This window comes from Streptomyces roseoviridis (genome assembly GCF_039535235.1).
Lineage (GTDB): Bacteria > Actinomycetota > Actinomycetes > Streptomycetales > Streptomycetaceae > Streptomyces > Streptomyces roseoviridis.
Map to the genome: position 1 here is coordinate 64,841 of NZ_BAAAWU010000001.1, position 16,457 is coordinate 81,297.

13 protein-coding genes are annotated in these 16,457 nt (G+C 73.1%); 3 read left to right on the forward strand and 10 right to left on the reverse strand.

What is annotated here, in order from left to right:
* Positions 1-38 precede the first annotated feature (38 nt).
* Complete coding sequence (locus ABD954_RS00300) at positions 39-263, reverse strand: hypothetical protein (RefSeq protein ID WP_345483656.1); 225 nt, start codon at positions 261-263, stop codon at positions 39-41.
* Positions 264-422: 159 nt separating this feature from the next.
* Here ABD954_RS00300 and ABD954_RS00305 point away from each other — a divergent pair, with 159 nt between their 5' ends.
* Positions 423-1,460 carry a helix-turn-helix transcriptional regulator gene (locus ABD954_RS00305; RefSeq protein ID WP_345483657.1) on the forward strand — a complete coding sequence of 346 codons (1,038 nt, stop codon included), beginning with the start codon at positions 423-425 and terminating at the stop codon, positions 1,458-1,460.
* Here ABD954_RS00305 and ABD954_RS00310 read toward each other — a convergent pair.
* The 7 genes from ABD954_RS00310 to ABD954_RS00340 all read right to left on the reverse strand — a co-directional run bounded on the left by ABD954_RS00310 (position 1,434) and on the right by ABD954_RS00340 (position 11,482).
* The gene (locus tag ABD954_RS00310; protein WP_345483658.1) at positions 1,434-2,543 is read right to left on the reverse strand and encodes a hypothetical protein; all 1,110 of its coding nucleotides are present in this window, start codon (positions 2,541-2,543) and stop codon (positions 1,434-1,436) included. The genes ABD954_RS00305 and ABD954_RS00310 overlap by 27 nt on opposite strands.
* A 48-nt stretch (positions 2,544-2,591) precedes the next feature.
* Positions 2,592-3,968 (reverse strand): ATP-grasp domain-containing protein, encoded by a 1,377-nt coding sequence (locus ABD954_RS00315; RefSeq protein WP_345483659.1) that lies wholly within the window; start codon positions 3,966-3,968, stop codon positions 2,592-2,594.
* Positions 3,950-5,323 (reverse strand): hypothetical protein, encoded by a 1,374-nt coding sequence (locus ABD954_RS00320; protein WP_345483660.1) that lies wholly within the window; start codon positions 5,321-5,323, stop codon positions 3,950-3,952. Before ABD954_RS00320 ends, ABD954_RS00315 begins: the two co-directional genes overlap by 19 nt.
* Entirely contained in the window at positions 5,310-6,533 is a 1,224-nt protein-coding gene (locus ABD954_RS00325; RefSeq protein ID WP_345483661.1) for an MFS transporter, read from the reverse strand. Before ABD954_RS00325 ends, ABD954_RS00320 begins: the two co-directional genes overlap by 14 nt.
* Positions 6,530-7,396, reverse strand: a complete 867-nt coding sequence (locus tag ABD954_RS00330) for a thioesterase domain-containing protein (RefSeq protein WP_345483662.1) — start codon at positions 7,394-7,396, stop codon at positions 6,530-6,532. The genes ABD954_RS00325 and ABD954_RS00330 overlap by 4 nt, the downstream gene beginning before the upstream one ends.
* A gap of 73 nt (positions 7,397-7,469) precedes the next feature.
* Positions 7,470-10,457, reverse strand: a complete 2,988-nt coding sequence (locus tag ABD954_RS00335; RefSeq protein ID WP_345483663.1) for an AMP-binding protein — start codon at positions 10,455-10,457, stop codon at positions 7,470-7,472.
* Entirely contained in the window at positions 10,454-11,482 is a 1,029-nt protein-coding gene (locus ABD954_RS00340) for a TauD/TfdA family dioxygenase (RefSeq protein WP_345483664.1), read from the reverse strand. The genes ABD954_RS00335 and ABD954_RS00340 overlap by 4 nt, the downstream gene beginning before the upstream one ends.
* A 366-nt stretch (positions 11,483-11,848) precedes the next feature.
* Here ABD954_RS00340 and lat point away from each other — a divergent pair, with 366 nt between their 5' ends.
* Complete coding sequence (lat, locus tag ABD954_RS00345) at positions 11,849-13,228, forward strand: L-lysine 6-transaminase (protein WP_345483665.1); 1,380 nt, start codon at positions 11,849-11,851, stop codon at positions 13,226-13,228.
* Entirely contained in the window at positions 13,225-14,811 is a 1,587-nt protein-coding gene (locus tag ABD954_RS00350) for an aldehyde dehydrogenase family protein (RefSeq protein ID WP_345483666.1), read from the forward strand. Before lat ends, ABD954_RS00350 begins: the two co-directional genes overlap by 4 nt.
* A gap of 132 nt (positions 14,812-14,943) precedes the next feature.
* On the opposite strand, the gene ABD954_RS00355 is transcribed toward ABD954_RS00350, so the two are convergent.
* Both ABD954_RS00355 and ABD954_RS00360 read right to left on the reverse strand, forming a co-directional pair.
* Complete coding sequence (locus tag ABD954_RS00355) at positions 14,944-15,261, reverse strand: hypothetical protein (RefSeq protein WP_345483667.1); 318 nt, start codon at positions 15,259-15,261, stop codon at positions 14,944-14,946.
* A gap of 110 nt (positions 15,262-15,371) precedes the next feature.
* On the reverse strand, positions 15,372-16,346 hold the full coding sequence (locus tag ABD954_RS00360) for a helix-turn-helix domain-containing protein (RefSeq protein WP_345483668.1): 975 nt from the start codon (positions 16,344-16,346) through the stop codon (positions 15,372-15,374).
* Positions 16,347-16,457: the final 111 nt, after the last annotated feature.

Consider the following 16,457-nt stretch of genomic DNA (forward strand, 5'->3'; position numbering starts at 1 on the left):
GGAGGCGGCTGCCGCGAGGCCCGTGGACGGCGGGACCGTCAGGCGGAGGGGGCTCCCCAGCCCGTGTCCGGCTCGCTCTTGGGCGACACGCCCCAGCCTGTGTCGTCCGACGCGGGACCGGTGGCCGACACCGCCGTGACATCAGGGGCGACAGGGGACGGCGAGAGGCCCAGCAGGGTGGTGACGGCGATCCCGGCGACGGAGAGGAGCCCGGCGGTTCGCAGGGCGATCGAGTGGCTCGAGTGGCAGGTGATCATGCTCATATCGACGCATCCCTTGCATGTGGCAACACCCCGTCGATCGGGGCGGATCATGAAGACGAGCCTGTCGGGACTCCTACACTCGGGTACAGAGCGTTGATCACACACCAACGTGCAACGCAGCAAAGTGAGCACCTAACAAAGCGCTTGAACATGGACACAATGGAAAAAGGGTTCGACGATCTCGACCCTCAGGACCTTGCCGTGTACGACCTGGCCATCAAGAAGGGGGGACTGCCGCCGGCTCACGAATCGCGGCCGGACGGGATGACTCCCGAGGATGTCGAGCGCAGCGTGGCCAGACTCATGGCGGTACGGCTGCTCAGACGGTCCACGACCAGGCCGGGGACCCTCGTTCCGGTGGCGCCGCAGACGGCCGCCGCCGAACTGACCAGCGCGCTCTCCAGCGAGGTGCTCGAGCGGCAGCGGGCCATCGTGCGCATAGCCGAGAGCAAGGAAGCCCTCGTCGCCCGCTACACCGAGGGCATGGCCGCCGCCACCGGCGGCGTCCACCGCCTCAAGGACCTGCACAAGATCCGGTTGCTCCTCGAGGAGACGGCGGAGCGCTGCCGCTTCGAGGTGCTCACGGCACAGCCCGGCGGGGTCAGGAACCCGGAGGTCCTGGCGGACGCCCTGCCTCGCGACCGCCGGATGCTGGAGCGGGGTGTCGCCATGCGCACGCTGTACCAGCGGACCACCCGCTACAACCAGCCCGCCCGCGCGTACGTGGAAGAGGTCACCGCGCTCGGAGCGGAGGTGCGCACGTCCAACGAGCTCTTCAACCGGCTCATCGTCTTCGACCGGGAGACCGCCTTCATTCCGGACCACACCGATCCCGCGGCGGCGGTCGTGGTCCGCGAGCCGTCCATCGTCGCGTTCCTCGTGGACGTGTTCGAGCGCAGCTGGCAGGCTGCCGACGCGTTCGACACCGGCAGCAACGACCGTGAGTCCACTCGCAGCATCTCCGGCGACGTCAAGCGGAGCATCCTCAAACTTCTCGCCGAGGGCCTCAAGGACGAGGTCATCGCCCGCCGGCTCGGCATGTCCGTCCGTACCTGCCGCAAGCACATCGCCGCGATCATGCTCCAGTTGGGGGCCACCAGCCGTTTCCAGGGCGGGTACGTCGCGCACCGGCTCGGCCTGCTCGAGCACCCGGACCAGGACGACGACCCGTCAGGGATCGAGGCTCAGGACGACTGACAGGCCGGCGTCGGCGCAGCCCCCCGTCGCCGACGGAGGGCCGAGCAGCCTCACCAGCGCGCCCGCGTACTCCGTGCCGCGGTAGTGCGCCTCCAGACGTGTCCCCAGGCTCTCGAGGCGCCAGGAGCCGTCGGACCACCCCACCGGAACCGCCGCTCGTCCGGGCGGCACGAGGCGCTGGGCCACCATCCACGTGCGCCTGCTGACCGCTTCCTCCAGCGCCCGGTGCCACGCGTCACCACCGGTGGCCCACCCCAGCAAGGTCCCGGGCGGGTCGCCGGGGCGGGCGCTCCTGAGCACGTAACGGGCCCGCGCGACCACGAGGTGCCGCAGCAGCGACGTTCGCACCCCGTCGACCACGACGTCACGGTCCTCGACCGGGTACGTCGCCGGGACGTGGCGCTCGACCATTCCCGCGTGGTGCGGCCCGAACTCGCCGCGCGCCTCGTAGAGCCAGGCGAGCAGCAGCCGGTTGGCGTACCAGCGGTCCTCGGGGGCGGAGGGCCGTCCGGTCCTCCGTGCGCAGGTCATCGCCTGGGAGGCGTGGGTGGGGGTCGTGGCCGCACGCGGGCGGCCGCGGACCCCCCGTGGGTCCACAGGTCCGAGCGAGGCGCCCGCTGCCCGCAGCGCCTGGGCGACGGGGCAGGTCGCGTGAGCCGCGGCGACCGCGTGCACAGCGTCGAGACCGGGCTGGGGGGATCGTCGTTCGAAGTCGGTGAACCACCACACGCCCGCACGGGGATGGACGGTGGCACACCAGGTGCCGTCGTCCGCCGGGGCGAGGCGCGGCGCCCGGCCGGCCGGCGGCTTCTCCCCCAGCAGCTCTCCCAACCGCCGTGGGTCGCCGCCGGCCCGCCGGTGCGCGACGGCCGTCAGGAGACCGATGAGTGTGCCGCCGACGTCCGCCTGCTGTCGCAGGTGGTGCCGTCGCATCAGGACGGGTCTGAGCGGCATGCCGGGGTTCGCTCCGGCCGGGGAGAGTACGGGTTCCACCGCGGCCAGCCGGGAGGCGAGGTCGCCCCGCTGGCCCTGTCGCAGCCGTCGGAACGCGTCCAGCCATGCGAGTGCGGGTGCCGGTTGCATGTCGTTTCCTTGTCGGGTCCGTGCTCGCGTCGTCATCTCCGCGGCATGTCATACACCGAGGTTGAAGGAGGCGCCCCGGGCGAAGTTCACCACGGACGGGACCTCTGAGGGCGCGTGCCGGACCATGTATCCGGAAGGGGTGCCGTCCACCACGTAGGGGCCGAGGACGTAGGAGACGGGATGCCTGACCAGCCGGCCGGCAGCCGCGTCGTGGAAGGCCACGGTCAGGGGGTCGGGCCGCACGAGTTCCTGCACGATGTGGGTTCCTTCCGCCACGGCGGACTCGATCCTGGCGCGCCACTCCGCCGGGTCGGCGGACCGGCCGAGCACGACGTCCCTGCCGCCGAAGGCCCCGACGGGCTTCAGCACGAGGTCCTCCCGGCGGCGGATCGCCAGTTCGGGGAGGCTTTCCTCGCGTCCGTCGTACACGACGGTCCCCTTGTCGAGCGACCGTGTCCACGGCACGCACTCCGCGACCAGGGCGGCCTCCGCGGCGGAGAGTTCGAAGCGGCCGGCGGACAGCCAGGCCAGCACCAGCTTGCTCGACAGGAGCATGCCGGCGTCGGGAGCGACGATCACCGACTGCCGGTGGAGCCGCCGCATCCCGTCCAGCGGGATGCCCATCCGCCGCCACTCGGCCGCGATGAAGTGGTTGACCACGACCGGCCAGTGGCTGCCGGCGGCCTGAAGTTCCTCCGGCTCGAAGAACTCCGACGTGAAGCCGTGGTCCCGGAGGTAGCGGGCCTCGGTCTCGAAGTAGCGCGAGTCGCCGACGTTCTCCTCCCGCATGGTGCCGACCACGGCGACCTTCGGTGGCAGCCCGCGCTCTTCGCACAGGCGGCGGAAGAGGGCCGCCCTGCCCGCGTACGGCTGGTGGGCGCCCGGGCGTGCGAGCCGCTCCGCTGCCGTCCGGTACAGCGCGCCGTACGCGGAGGTGAGGTGACGGGCCACCACCGGACCGATGTCGGCGGTTCCGAAGTTGCACTCCAGGAACCGCGGCCGGCCGTTCTCGACGACCACGTCGGGCCGGGCCAGCATGCCCGCGCGGGACCGTTCGGCCGCTGCTCCCCCGGCACCGAGCAACGGCACCTGGGCCGGGGTCAGGCCGACCAGGTCCCGCAGGACGGCCGGGTCCTCGGACAGGGACCAGCAGACCCGCTCGATCAGCCGCACCAGGCGTACGGCCGCGTCCTCCATCCTGCGGCGCACGCCCTCGGCGAGGGCGACGGGCTGCACCGGGGTGAGGCGCTCGTCCGGGGTGAAGGGCAGGCCGCGCAGCGCGTGCCGGATCCGCCCGGCGACGTCCGCGCTGCCGTCCCGGACGCGTGCGAGGTCGTCGGGATGGGCGAGCTCGTCCCAGGTGTCCAGCATGGTGTTCTCCTCGGGGTGGGCGGTGGCGGCGCGGTTCACGGCGTCATCCAGCACGTGTTCATGACGCCGCCGCCGATCGCGTTGACCATCGTGGTGTCGGCCCGGTCGGTGTGGCGGGCCAGGATGCCGCCCAGCCGGCCGCCCATCAGCATCGGGCCGAAGACGGACGCCACCCGGGCCACTTCGAGGGACTGGTCCGCGGCGCGGAGGACGGGTACGGGGAGCGGGTCGGGGCGCATGAACTCCTGCACGACGTACGAGCCGTCCCGCAGGCCCCGTTCGACCGCCTCGGCCCACGCCTCGGGTTCGGTGTCCGCGCCCGCCGACATGCCTTCGCCGCCGTGCTGGTCGGAGGGCTTGATGACGAACCGCTCCCGCTCGCCGAGCAGCAGGTCGACCAGTCCGTGCGAAGCACCTCGCCACGTGACCTTGTCGTCGACGAGCAGACGCGTCCAGGGCAGGTGGCGGTCGAGGAAGTCGCGGTCGGTGGACGGCATGTGCTCCGCCGCCTCCGACACCCAGGCGAGCAGCTTCTTGCTGGAGTAGACGTCGGCGACCTCGGGCGAGAGGGTGATGGCGGTACCGGCGAGCATGGCGTCGCGCGGCGCGGTCATGTCCAGGTCGGCCCTCGGGGCGTCGGCGGAGACGAACATGCGCAGCGCCACGTCGATCCTGCGGCCCTGGTGGCGCAGCGAGGTCCGGTCCGCCTCCAGGTCGTTGGGCACGGCGAACTCGGCGTCCACACCGTGCCGTACGAAGTCGTCGACGACGTCGCCGAAGTACGCGGCCGAGCCGAAGCCGGTACCGCGGTCCCAGCCCAGCACCGCCACCCGTGGCCGGTCCACCCCGCGGGCGCGGGCCACGGCCCGGACCACGTCGCGGCGCGGTCCCATCACGTCGGGGACGACCAGGCGGGAGGTGTCGGCACAGGGGCCGTCCGTCCCGTAGACCTCACGGAAGTAGCGGTCGATCCTGGTGACCTGTTCGGGGCCCGCGACCGCGCTCATGATGTTGCACTCCACCACGCGGACGACGCCGCCGCTCACCACGATGTCGGGTCGCGCCATGTCGAACGCGGAGGCGTTCCACTCCGGGTCCTCGGTGAGCATGCAGACACCGGGGCGGCGGTAGCCGACGAGGTCGGCCAGCTCGAAGACGCCGGTCGCCCGCGTCGCGGCGACCCGGCGGATGATGTCGAGCAGCCGGAGGCCGACGGTGCGCATCTCCTCCGCGAGGGCGGCGGGCAGCAGCACGGGACGCAGGGGCACGGGCCCTCGAGGGTGGCGGTACATGCTGTCGCCGAGCCGCTCGTCGAGGCCGTGGGCGATCGCGGCCGCCCGGCCGTCGGGCCCCCCGTCGGCCAGCAGCCGCTCGTCCCAGGACCGGGCGAAGCGGTCATACGCGATCATGGATGTCCTCCTGAGGGGTAGCGCGGGTGAGAGCACCGGCGTGCCTGTGCGCACCGGGTGCGAGGAGCAGGGCCGCCGCGGAGATCGCCACGCAGAGCAGCAGCGCCCCCCGCAGCCCCAGCAGCGTGCCCACCGCTCCGGACAGAAGCGGGCCCAGCGGCACCAGGAACCAGGCGAGCGCCCGGTAAGAGGCGTTGATCCGGCCCAGCATCCCGGCCGGTGTGGACCGCTGCCGGTAGGAGACGGTGATGATGTTCCAGGTCACCACGGAGGCGCTGTACACCATCAGGGCGGCCACGTTGGCGGCCGGCCGGGCCGTGACGACGGGGACCGCGAGGGCGGCCGTGCCGATCACGACGGCCCCGGTCAGGACGCCCATCGGCGACAGCGTCCGCGGCAGTCGGGGGGTGAGCAGGGTGGCGGTCAGGCCGCCGAGCGAGGCGGCGGCCATGGCCAGCCCGAAACCCGTGCTGGTGAGTCCGACGGGTCCCGGGGCCAGGGCGTACAGGGTGAAGACGGGCATCCAGGCCGCGTAGGCCACCGCGCTGCAGGCGGTCATGGCGACGAAGCGCGTCAGGAGCGGATCGCGCCGCAGGAAGCGCATCCCCTCGACGATCTCCGACCGGATGTGCCGCCGCGGCCCGGAGGCCACGGCGGGAACGGCCGGCAGGGCCAGCATGACCAGCGCGGCGCATCCGTACAGGGCGGCGCTGGTCCCGGTGACGGTCAGCAGGCTGAGCGAGGCGATGGCGCCTGCGGCGGAGGGACCGAGGAAGCTGCGCATCACCAGTTCCGTGGCCGTGAGCTTGGCGTTGGCCGCCACGAGCCGGTCCGGCCCGACCATCGACGGGACGCAGCTCTGGGCGGCCACCTCGTAGAAGGCCTCCAGGACGCCGAGCGCGACGGCTGCGACGACCAGCGCGGGGATGCTCGGTCCGGTGACCGCGAGGACGGTCAGCAGTGCTCCGAGCACCGCCATGCGGCACCCGCCGGCCCGCAGCAGCACGGTACGGACCGGTGTCCGTTCGACCAGTACGCCTACCACGGGTGCGAGCAGGGTCCAGGGCAGGGCCCGTCCCACGGAGACCAGTGCCACGTCCAGCGGGGAGCGGGAGGCTGCCGCGGCCATCAGCGGCAGCAGCACCGCGGTCAGGCCGTCGGCCAGGGTGGACACGGAGAACGAGGTCAGCAGGACCCGGAACGGTCTCACCGGCCGACGCCTCCCGTCCCCGCCGTGCTCGGTTCTCCCCGCAGCCGGGAGAAGTCGGCCGTCCTGCGTTTGCGAGGACCGTCGCCGAGGCCGGCGACGATCTCGCGGACGACCGCGGCCAGCGCGGGGACGTGCTCCGCCGAGAACAGCGAGTCGTGCGTGCCGGGCGCCCGGCGCCGGGTGACGGGGCGCGCCAGGAGCGTGTCCCAGCCCAGGTCCTCCGGGGCGTCGCCCCAGCCTTCCTCGTCCGCCGCGCGCACCAGGAAGCAGGGCGCGGAGCAGCCGGCGTCGGGCCAGGGTCGCCGCACGGCGTCGAGGTGCCAGCGGAACACGTCGAGGACGGGGCGCAGTTCCGTCGGTGAGATGCTCGCGCCGGGCGTGGCCCGGTTGAGGGCGGCCGCGACCTCGGCGAGGGCCAGCTCCTCGTCCGCCCCGAGGCGGTCCGGCAGTTCCACCCCGAACAGCCCGGCGATCTCGGCGGGTGCGGAGCGTTCCCGACGCGCGAGCACGTCCGGGGTCGCGCTGTCGAAGAGGACGACCGCGTCGGGCCGGTGGCCCGCGGCCTCGGCCCGACGGCTCATCTCCACGGCGACCGCGCCGCCGAAGGACCAGCCGGCCAGCACCGCACCGGTCGGCGAGGCGACCTCTTCCAGCGCCGTCAGATAGTCCTCGGCGATGGCCGGGACGGAGCACCGGTCCGGCGGGCCGGGGTCGATCGCCTCGAAGGCGAACACGCGCCAGTCCGGGGGCAGGTGGGGCAGCAGTCTGCGGAAGCCGCCCGCTCCGCCGCCCGCCGGGTGGACGAAGACGATCGTCCGGCCCCGTCCGGCCTCCCTCAGGGGTACGAGATTTCCGGTGTCCACGAGCACAGTTGTCTTTTCCTCGTCTGTGGGCCCCCTGGGCCGAAGCCGGGTCCGGCCCAGGGGTGGGAGGGGTTCACGCGGTGACCGCGGACCCCGTGCGCATCAGCGCCGCGATCGTCGCCACGGTCGGGCGGCGCACGACCTGCCGGAGCGACAGGTTGTCGTAGCCCTGCGCGCGCAGCTGGTTGACCAGGCGGGCGAGCAGCAGCGAGTGTCCGCCGGAGGCGAAGAACTCGTCGTCGGGGCGCGGCCAGCCACGGCCGACGAGCTGCTTCCAGGCGGTCGCGACGAGCAGCTCCTGCGGGTCGTAGCCGGCGGGGTCGGCCTCCACGTCCGTGCCGGCGAAGGCCGGCAGGCCGTTGCGGTCGACCTTGCCCGAGACGGTGGTGGGGAAGCGGTCGAGCACCGTGACCGACTCGGGGACCATCGGCCTGGGCAGGCACTCGCGGAGCAGCCGCGTGACGGTGTCGGGGTCGGTCTCGCCACGGACGAACAGGCGCAGCCGGGGTTCCTCGTTCCGCCGGTCGACCACGGCCACGGCGTCGCGCACGCCCTCGGCGCGCTGTGCCACCCGCTCGATCTCCCGCAGGTCGATGCGCCAGCCGTTCAGTTTGACCTGGCTGTCGCTGCGGCCCGCGAGCCGCAGCGTGCCGGTGGCGTCGAGGTGTCCGATGTCGCCCGTGCGGTAGGCGGCGAAGCGGCGGCCGGCCACCCGGAGCTCGGTGAACGGAGAGGCGCCCTCGTGCCCGGTGAGGTAACCGGCGGCGAGTCCCGGCCCGGTGATCGCCACCTCGCCGCGCACCCCCTCGGGCAGTACCTCGCCCGAGGCGTCGACCACGACGATTCCGGCGCCCGCGACGGGTGTGCCGACGTGGATGTCGCCGCCGGGCTCCAGCCGGCCGGCGGTGGCGGTGGCGGTGGCCTCGGTCGGGCCGTAGAGGTTCCAGATCTCGGCCTGGGGGAAGTGCTGCCAGATGCGCCGTACGAGCTGCTCGTCGAGCGCCTCGCCGCCCAGCAGGAAGCGGCTGACGCGGAGCGGATCGCCGTCCTCCGACGGGTCGGCCGCGTCGAGCAGGGCGGAGAGGTAGCTGGGGACGCAGTTGAGGGTGAGGGCGGTGGTGGCGGTGGCCAGTTCGGCGCGGACCGCGGCGAGGTCGAGGCGGTCGGCGGCCGGCAGCCAGACGCAGCCGCCGTGGTACAGGACGCCGAGTGTCTGCTTGAAGCTGGCGTCGAAGACCGGGCTGGAGATCACGGGCAGCGTCGCCCCGTCGGCCAGGAAGGTGCGTGCCATCGCCGACAGGTAGTTGTCCAGGCTCGCACGGCTCACCTGCACCAGCTTGGGCAGGCCCGTCGAGCCCGAGGTGCGCAGGAGGTAGCCGGTCGTGTCGCCGTCGACGTGCGCCGGTTCGCCGGGGAGGGCCCCGGGGACGGTGTGCACGTCCTCCATCCGCACGGCCCTGCAGCCGTGCGGGAGGGGCACCTCAGGGGCGTCCGCGCCGGTCAGGACCACCGATGCCTGCGCCCACTCCAGCGCATCGGCCAGCCGGGCAGCCGGTTCCTGCGTCGACAGCGGCAGGAAGGCGGCCCCCCGCCACAGCGCCGCCAGCTGCGCGGCCAGCAGGTCGGGCCCGTGGTCGGCGAGCACGGCGACCACTCCCTGGGCGGGGACGTCGGACAGCGCACCGGACAGCGCCGCCACGCGGGCGCCCAGGTCCCGGTAGGTGAGGACCAGGTCGCCGTGCCGGAAGGCCGGTGCGTCCGGGCGCTCGCCCATGTGGGCCAGGACCGTGTCCGTCAGCGGCGCGGCGGCGGGACGGTCCTTGCCGCCGTCGAGGCGTTCGGCGATCGCGGCCGCTTCCGCGAGCGGCAGCAGGCGCAGGGTGCCGAGCGGCGCCGAGGGGCGGTGCGCGAGGTCGGCGAGGACTCCGGCCCACAGGGTGAGCAGGGTGTCGAGGAGCCACCGGCCTCCCTCTCCGGTCGCCGACTCGGCGTGCAGTCGCCAGGCTGCGCCGTGGGTACGCAGGGACAGGGTGATGTCACCGTCGAGCGGGGCGGACCAGGTCTCCAGGTACCAGCCGTCGGGCAGCGCCGGCGTGCCGACCGGGTCGAAGACCAGGGGGGGCCGGTCCGTCTCACCGGGCAGGGCCGGTCCGCCGAGCATCTCGGACAGTTCGGCCAGGTCGGCCCGGCGCTCGGGCAGGGCGGCGGTCGCCGCCCGCGTCAGGTCGACCTCCCAGCCGGTGGCGACGGTCTGGGTCAGCGGACCGACGAGGGTGTCGACGCCCATCACCTCGCGGGCGTCGCAGCGCAGGCCGACGGCGTGGGGGCCGAGGCCGAGCCGCTGGGCCATCGTGTCGAGCGCCAGGTGGGCGATCTCGGCGATGTCGCAGCCGGATCGCTCCGCGAGCGCGCCGAGCAGCGCGGTCTCGTCCGGTCCCAGGATCCGGTCGGCGGCCGTGGCACCCTCGGCGCCCGCCGCGCCCGTACCGGCCGCGCCGGGGAAGACGTCGGTCAGGCGCGGGGAACCGGTGTCGGCGGCGCGCCGCCGGGCGGACCAGTAGTGCTCCTCCTCGCGGAGTTCGCCCTCGCGCATCATGGCGCTGTGCCCCTGGGCCACCGTCAGGAAGTCCAGGGCGGGCTCCGTCCCGGTCCCGGAGCCGCCGAGCCGGCGGGCGACGTCCGCCAGAAGCAGGGACAGGGACGCCGGGTCCGCGAAGAGGGCGTCGCAGGAGACGGTCAGCAGGGGGCCGTCCCAGGAGTCGGCGACCGAGGCCGTCAGGGTGCCGCTCACCAGTTCCCTCACGCCGTCCGCGGTGACCGTCCACCGCGGTGCGCCGGCGCTGCGCTGCCGGGGGACCCGCAGTCCGGTGACACTGACGCGGTCGGCGGTGAGGACCGGTGCGGCGGTCAGGGCCGCGCCGAGTGCCTCGGCCAGCGCGGTGGCCGAGGTGGCCGGCACGCGCACGCTGAGGGTGAGCCGGCGGTCGCCGGCGTCGAGCGCGGCGCGCTGCAGGGGGCTGAGGTCGAAGGCCGGGGCCGTGGAGGTGTCCGTGATGCTCATGCCTGTGCTCCTCCGACCACGCTGCGGTAGGACTCGGCGATCTTCAGGAGGATGCGACGCGGTCCGCTGAAGGGCCGGCGGCCGTGGGCGGCCAGCATGTTGTCGACGATGAGGATGTCGCCCTCGCGCCAGTCGAACTGGACGGTGTGCTTCTCGACGATGTCGTTGACCACCGTGATGACGTCCGCGTCGATGTCCGACCCGTCACCCCAGAAGACGTTGTTGGGCCACAGCTGTTCGTCCGTGTCGTCCGGCGAGGTCGACAGGGCGTCGCGGATGCCGCTGTCCATCCGGGAGATGTGGAAGCCGTGGGCGTAGTTGAACCACACCTCGTCGCCCGTGACGGGGTGCCGGGCGATCGCGGGCCGGCGCTCGGAGGTACGGAGCTGGTCGTCGCCGATCCACTCGACGGTGCGGCCTTCGGCGCGGCAGAGCTCCTCGACCTCCTCGCGGCTGTCGGTCTCGTACGAGCGCTGCCAGGTGCGGTTGTATCCATAACCGCGGACGTACAGCAGCTCGCGCTCGGCGAACTGCCGCCGTATGTCCTCGGGGATGGCCCGCATCAGGGTGCGGTTGTCGGTGAGCGGCGTCTGCCCGCGGTCCTTGGGCTCGATGTCGCACTGGAAGAACAGCAGCATCGGCCAGTCGTGCGAGTAGCAGAACTCGCTGTGCTGCCGGATGTCGAGGTCCTCGGGGTACTCGCTCGCGGTGTACGTGGTCTTGCCGACCCGGCTGCGGATGGCGGCACCACCCGCGTAGTCGACCAGCTGACCGCTGAACGCCTCGACCACGGCGTCGAAGTCGGGTTTGGTCGGCGACCGGAACAGCAGCGCACCGTGGCGGTACAGGTCGGCCCGGAGCTCCTCGCGGTGCTCGCGGACCCAGGCCGCCAGATCGACATCGGCGTCGGCCTCGAAGGCCAGCGGCAGCTGCTCTTCGTTGTAGGCGGTGCGGCGCACCAGATCCGTGGCGGTCGCTCCGCCGGTTTCCCCGGAATCGAGCCGGGCGAACTTGCCGATGGGCACGGGCTGTTCTCCTTCGCGGATGTCCTTGACGGTTCGTCGCCGCCACCCGGGGGCTGGGCCGGGGTGGTCGGGAGACCGAAGAGGGAGCCGGTTCCGGTGGGATCTTTGTCGCTCGGGCGGCTCCTCGAAGCGGGTCGCTTCGTCTGTGCTCCGACTGTGCCGTGCGGCGGCGCCGGACGTCATCACTTCCCTGTGGCCGCCCTCTGCCAGGGCAGTGGAATGCCATCGGGGACCGGGCCGGGCGGGAGTGCCACTGGGCTACGGTCGGCAGCGATCGGAGCCATGCCGGGAGTTCCCGCGGCCGGTCGTCGGCAGTCGTCCGACCCCTTCCCGCATCCCGGGCAGCCCACTTCTGGAGGAACGTTCATGCTTGACGCGACACACCTGGTCCCGGCGCCCGGCGTCACAGCGGAGGTCCACCCGGCCGACGTGCATTCCCGACTGGCCGCTCACATGCTGGTGGACGGCTTCCCGATGGTTCTGGACCTGGCGCGCAGTCACGGCAGCTGGCTGGTGGACGCCGTCAGCGGCGAGGCCTACCTCGACATGTACACCTTCTTCGCCTCGAGTCCGCTGGGCATCAACCCGCCCGACGTGGTGGAGGACCCGGAGATGATGAACCGGCTCGCCCGGGTGGGTGCCAACAAGCCGGCCAACTGCGACACGTACACCACGTACCTGGTCGAGTTCGTGGAGACCTTCAAGCGCGTCCTCGGCGACCCCGCGCTGCCGCACCTGTTCTTCGTCGAGGGCGGCGCGCTCGCCGTGGAGAACGCGCTCAAGTGCGCGTTCGACTGGAAGAGCCGCCACAACGAGGCCCACGGCCGTTCCCCGGAGCTCGGCCGGCGTGCACTCCACCTGACCCGCGCCTTCCACGGCCGGAGCGGGTACACGATGTCGCTGACCAACACCGACCCCACCAAGACCGACCGCTTCCCGGCCTTCGACTGGCCGCGCATCGACGTGCCCGCCGTGCGCTTCCCGCTCTCCGACCACCTGGCCGAGGTGGAGGAGGCCGAGCGGCGCGCCCTGGCCCAGGCCGAGGCCGCGTTCCGCGCCCATCCGCACGACATCGCCTGCTTCGTCGCGGAACCGGTCCAGGGCGAGGGCGGCGACAACCACATGCGGCCGGAGTTCCTCCGGGCCGTGCAGGAACTCTGCCGGCGGCACGACGCCCTCGTCGTGGTCGACGAGGTCCAGACCGGTGTCGGCCTCACCGGTACCCCGTGGGCGTACCAACAGCTCGGCATCGAGCCGGACATCGTCGCCTTCTCGAAGAAGACCCAGGTGGGCGGCATCATGGCCGGGCGGCGCGTCGACGAGGTGCCGGACAACGTCTTCCGGGTGAGCAGCCGCATCAGCTCCACCTGGGGCGGCGGTCTCGTCGACATGGTCCGGGCCACCCGCCTGCTCGAGGTCATCGAGCGCGACGGGCTGATCGCCCGCGCCGCCGAGGCCGGCGACCACTTCGTCACGGGCCTGCGCCGGGTGGCCGACCGGCATCCCGGAGTGATGGACAACGTGCGGGGACGCGGCCTGATGTGCGCCTTCGACATGCCGACCCCGGAGCTCCGCGACGAGGTCGTGCGCCGGATGCGGGAGGAGGAGCGGGTGCTCGTGCTGCCCGGCGGAGAGCGGACGGTCCGGGCGAGGCCCGCGCTGAACATCGCGTACGCGGAGCTGGACCTGTCGCTGTCCGCCCTGGACCGCACCCTCGTCCGGATGGCCTCGGAGGGTCGGCTGTGAACACCCGCCACGTCTCTTCCCCCGCGAACACGTCCTCGGTCGCCTCGATCGTCGCCGGCAGGCCGCTGCCACCGGAGCACACCGCCGGAGCCCGCGTTTCGTACAACCCCGCCCGGCTCGACGAAGCGGTGGCGGAAGTGGAGCTCGTCGGTGCCGACGGCTTCGCGGCGGCCTGCGCGGCCGCGAAGGCCGGGCAGCAGGCGTGGGCCGACACCCCTGCTCCCGTGCGCGGCCGGACCATCGCGGCCGCCGGGCGCCTCGTGGAGGCCAACGCGGAGCGCCTGGCCGCCCTGGTCACCCGCGAGATCGGCAAGCCGTACGCCGAAGCCCTGGGCGAGGTCCGCGAGATCGTGGACACCTGCGACTTCTTCCTCGGCGAGGGGCGGCGCCTGTACGGGCAGACGGTGCCGAGCGAGATGCCCGACAAACAGCTGCTCACCTTCCGCGAACCGGTCGGGGTGGTGGCGGTCGTCACCGCCGGGAACTTTCCCGTGGCGGTGCCCGCCTGGTACATCGTGCCCGCCCTGCTGTGCGGCAACGCCGTGGTCTGGAAGCCCGCGGAGTACGCGGCGGCCGGCGCCGCCGCGCTCCACGAGCTGTTGAGCCGGGCCGGGCTGCCCGAGGGCGTGCTGAACATCGTGCACGCGGACGGCGAGCAGACCTTCGCGGGTCTGGAGAAAGCGCTGGCCGCGGGCACCGTCGACAAGATCGGTTTCACCGGTTCCTCCGAGGTCGGCGTCCGCATCGGTGAGCTGGCCGGCCGCCATCTGCAGTCCCCCTGCCTCGAGCTGGGCGGTAAGAACCCGCTGGTGGTGACCCCCGACGCCGACCTCGACCTGGCCGTGGAGGGAGCCTTGTTCGCCGGCTTCGGCTCGGCCGGGCAGCGCTGCACCTCGCTCGGCACCCTGATCGTGCACGAGTCCGTGGCGGAGGACTTCCTCGTGAGGTTCACCGCGGCGGTGGACGCCGCAGCGATCGGCGAACCGACCGGGCCGGTGCTCTACGGGCCCCTGCTGGACCGGCGGTTCGCCGAGCGTTTCGAGGAGTACCTCACCTGGATCCGCCCCCACCACACGGTGCACGGCCGTGCCCGGCCCGGCCGCATCACCGCCGCCCATCCCCGCGCGGGCTTCGTCGGAGACCCGGACACGGGTCTGTACTACCACCCCGTCGTGGTCTCGGGTGTACGCCCGGACGACCGGCTCTTCCTCGAGGAGACCTTCGGGCCGCTGGTGGGGGTGACCACCTACCGCGAGTTCGACGAGGCCGTGGAGCTGGCCAACGCTCCGGGCTACGGGCTGTCGGCAGCCGTCTACACGAACGACGCGCGCACCGCCTTCACCTTCCGCCGGCGCGTCCGGGCCGGGATGATCAGCGTGAACAACTCGACCTCGGGTGCCGAGGCCCATCTGCCCTTCGGCGGCAACGGGCGCTCCGGAAACGGCTCACGGCAGTCGGGCGTCTGGGTGCTGGACCAGTTCACCCGGTGGCAGTCGATGAACTGGGACTACTCGGGCCGGCTCCAGAAGGCCCAGATGGACACGGCCGAGACGGTCGCCGACCTCGACTACCGGCTGCCCTAGCGGCACGGCCCCGTCGCCCCCCTGGGGGCGGCGACACGACACGGCGAGGCCCCCTGGAGAAGGATCCAGGGGGCCTCGCCGTCTCGCGGTCCGCCGCGCGGCTCCGCCGGGGCGGGGCAGGGGGTGGGTGGGTCAGCGCGCGCGGGCGGGCAGCCAGAGCCCGCTGACGTTGAGCATGTCGGCCTGACACGTCTGCAGCCACCACCCGTCGCCGAGCGCCCCGGCGGCCAGCAGTGTTTCGCACACCGTGCGGGTGCGGCGCACGGCCTGCACGAGGGTCGGCGCGACGACGAAGACGATGCCGTCGAGCCCGTCGGTGACGGGCTGCAGGCTGACGTGTTCCACCCCCGGCGCGGAGGCGGTCATGAAGCGATGGGCGAGGGCGTCGGCGCCCTGAGCCGGTCCGCCGGTTCCTGCCGGACCGCGCAGCCGGATGAGGATCGAATGCATGCCATGAGGGTGACGCCTACCGGCGTTCCGTGTCTCGCTCCGGCAGGGCGGAATCCTGCCACGGCAGCGAAATGCCAGCGGGGGCGGAGCAGACCACGGCAGGAGGAGGTTCAGAGCCAGCCGCGTCGGGCGGCCTCGTAGCCGGCCTCGAACCGGCAGCGGGCACCGAGGCGGGCGTAGAGACCGGCCAGCATGCGGCGGGTGGTCCGTACGGAGACGCCGAGCTGGCGCGACATCGCCTCGTCGGTGAGTCCGGACCGGAGGAAGCGCACGAGCTGCAGGTCCTGCGGGTCGGCGCTCCGGTCGTGCGGGGCCTCCGTGCGCAAGGGCTCCGCACCGGCCCACACCGCCTCGAAGAGGGCGACGAGGGCGGTGACGATTCCAGGAGCCGTCAGGAGGAGGCCCGCGCGCAGGACCGGGCCGGGTTCGGCCGGGACGAGGGCGGTGTGGTTGTCCCAGACGACCAGCCGGGTCGGCAGGGCGGGGGCCAGGCGGACCTCGGCCCCGGCCCGGTCCATCCACTCGGTGTGGGCGCCGGTCGCCGCGTCGTTCATGGCGCTGGTGGTGAAGGCGGCCCGGATCCGCACTCCGCGGGACAGGCACCCCTCGGCCGCCTCGCGCCCGGCGGCCAGCACGTCCGCGCTCTGGGCACCGCCCGGCAGGAACGACAGGACCTCGAGCCGTGACCGTTCGTTCAGCTCCTCCTGGCGGCGCCGGAGTTCGGCCTCGTCCTCCAGCAGTTCCACCGAGCCGTGGGGCGCGTGGCTGGCCGTCCACCGCGAGGCCAGTCGGGCGGCCTCCTGACGGGTGCGGGCGATCTGCGCGCGCTGTTCGGCCAGTTCGGCCTCCTGTCCGGCGAGCAGGGCCGACAGTCCGATGGCCGGGTTGATCGCGCGCAGCCGCTCCGGGTGCCCCTCGGCGGGGCGCAGCAAGGACTTCCGGGCCAGGGTGTCGAGGGCGTCGCGGACCTCGTCGGGAGCCGCCCCGAGATGGGCGGCGATGTCCGCGACCGTCCACTCCGGCTGCGAGACCATGACCTCGTAGACCCGGCTCGCACGCGCGTCGAGCCCCAGTACCTCCAACATCGCCACGTCCTCCCGACTCTCCGTTCTCCCGGTGTCCTCAGCTTGCAGCGCACGGGCCCGGAGGGGAGTCCCGCGTCGGGGTCAGGAACATGCAACTCACCATGCTGAGCG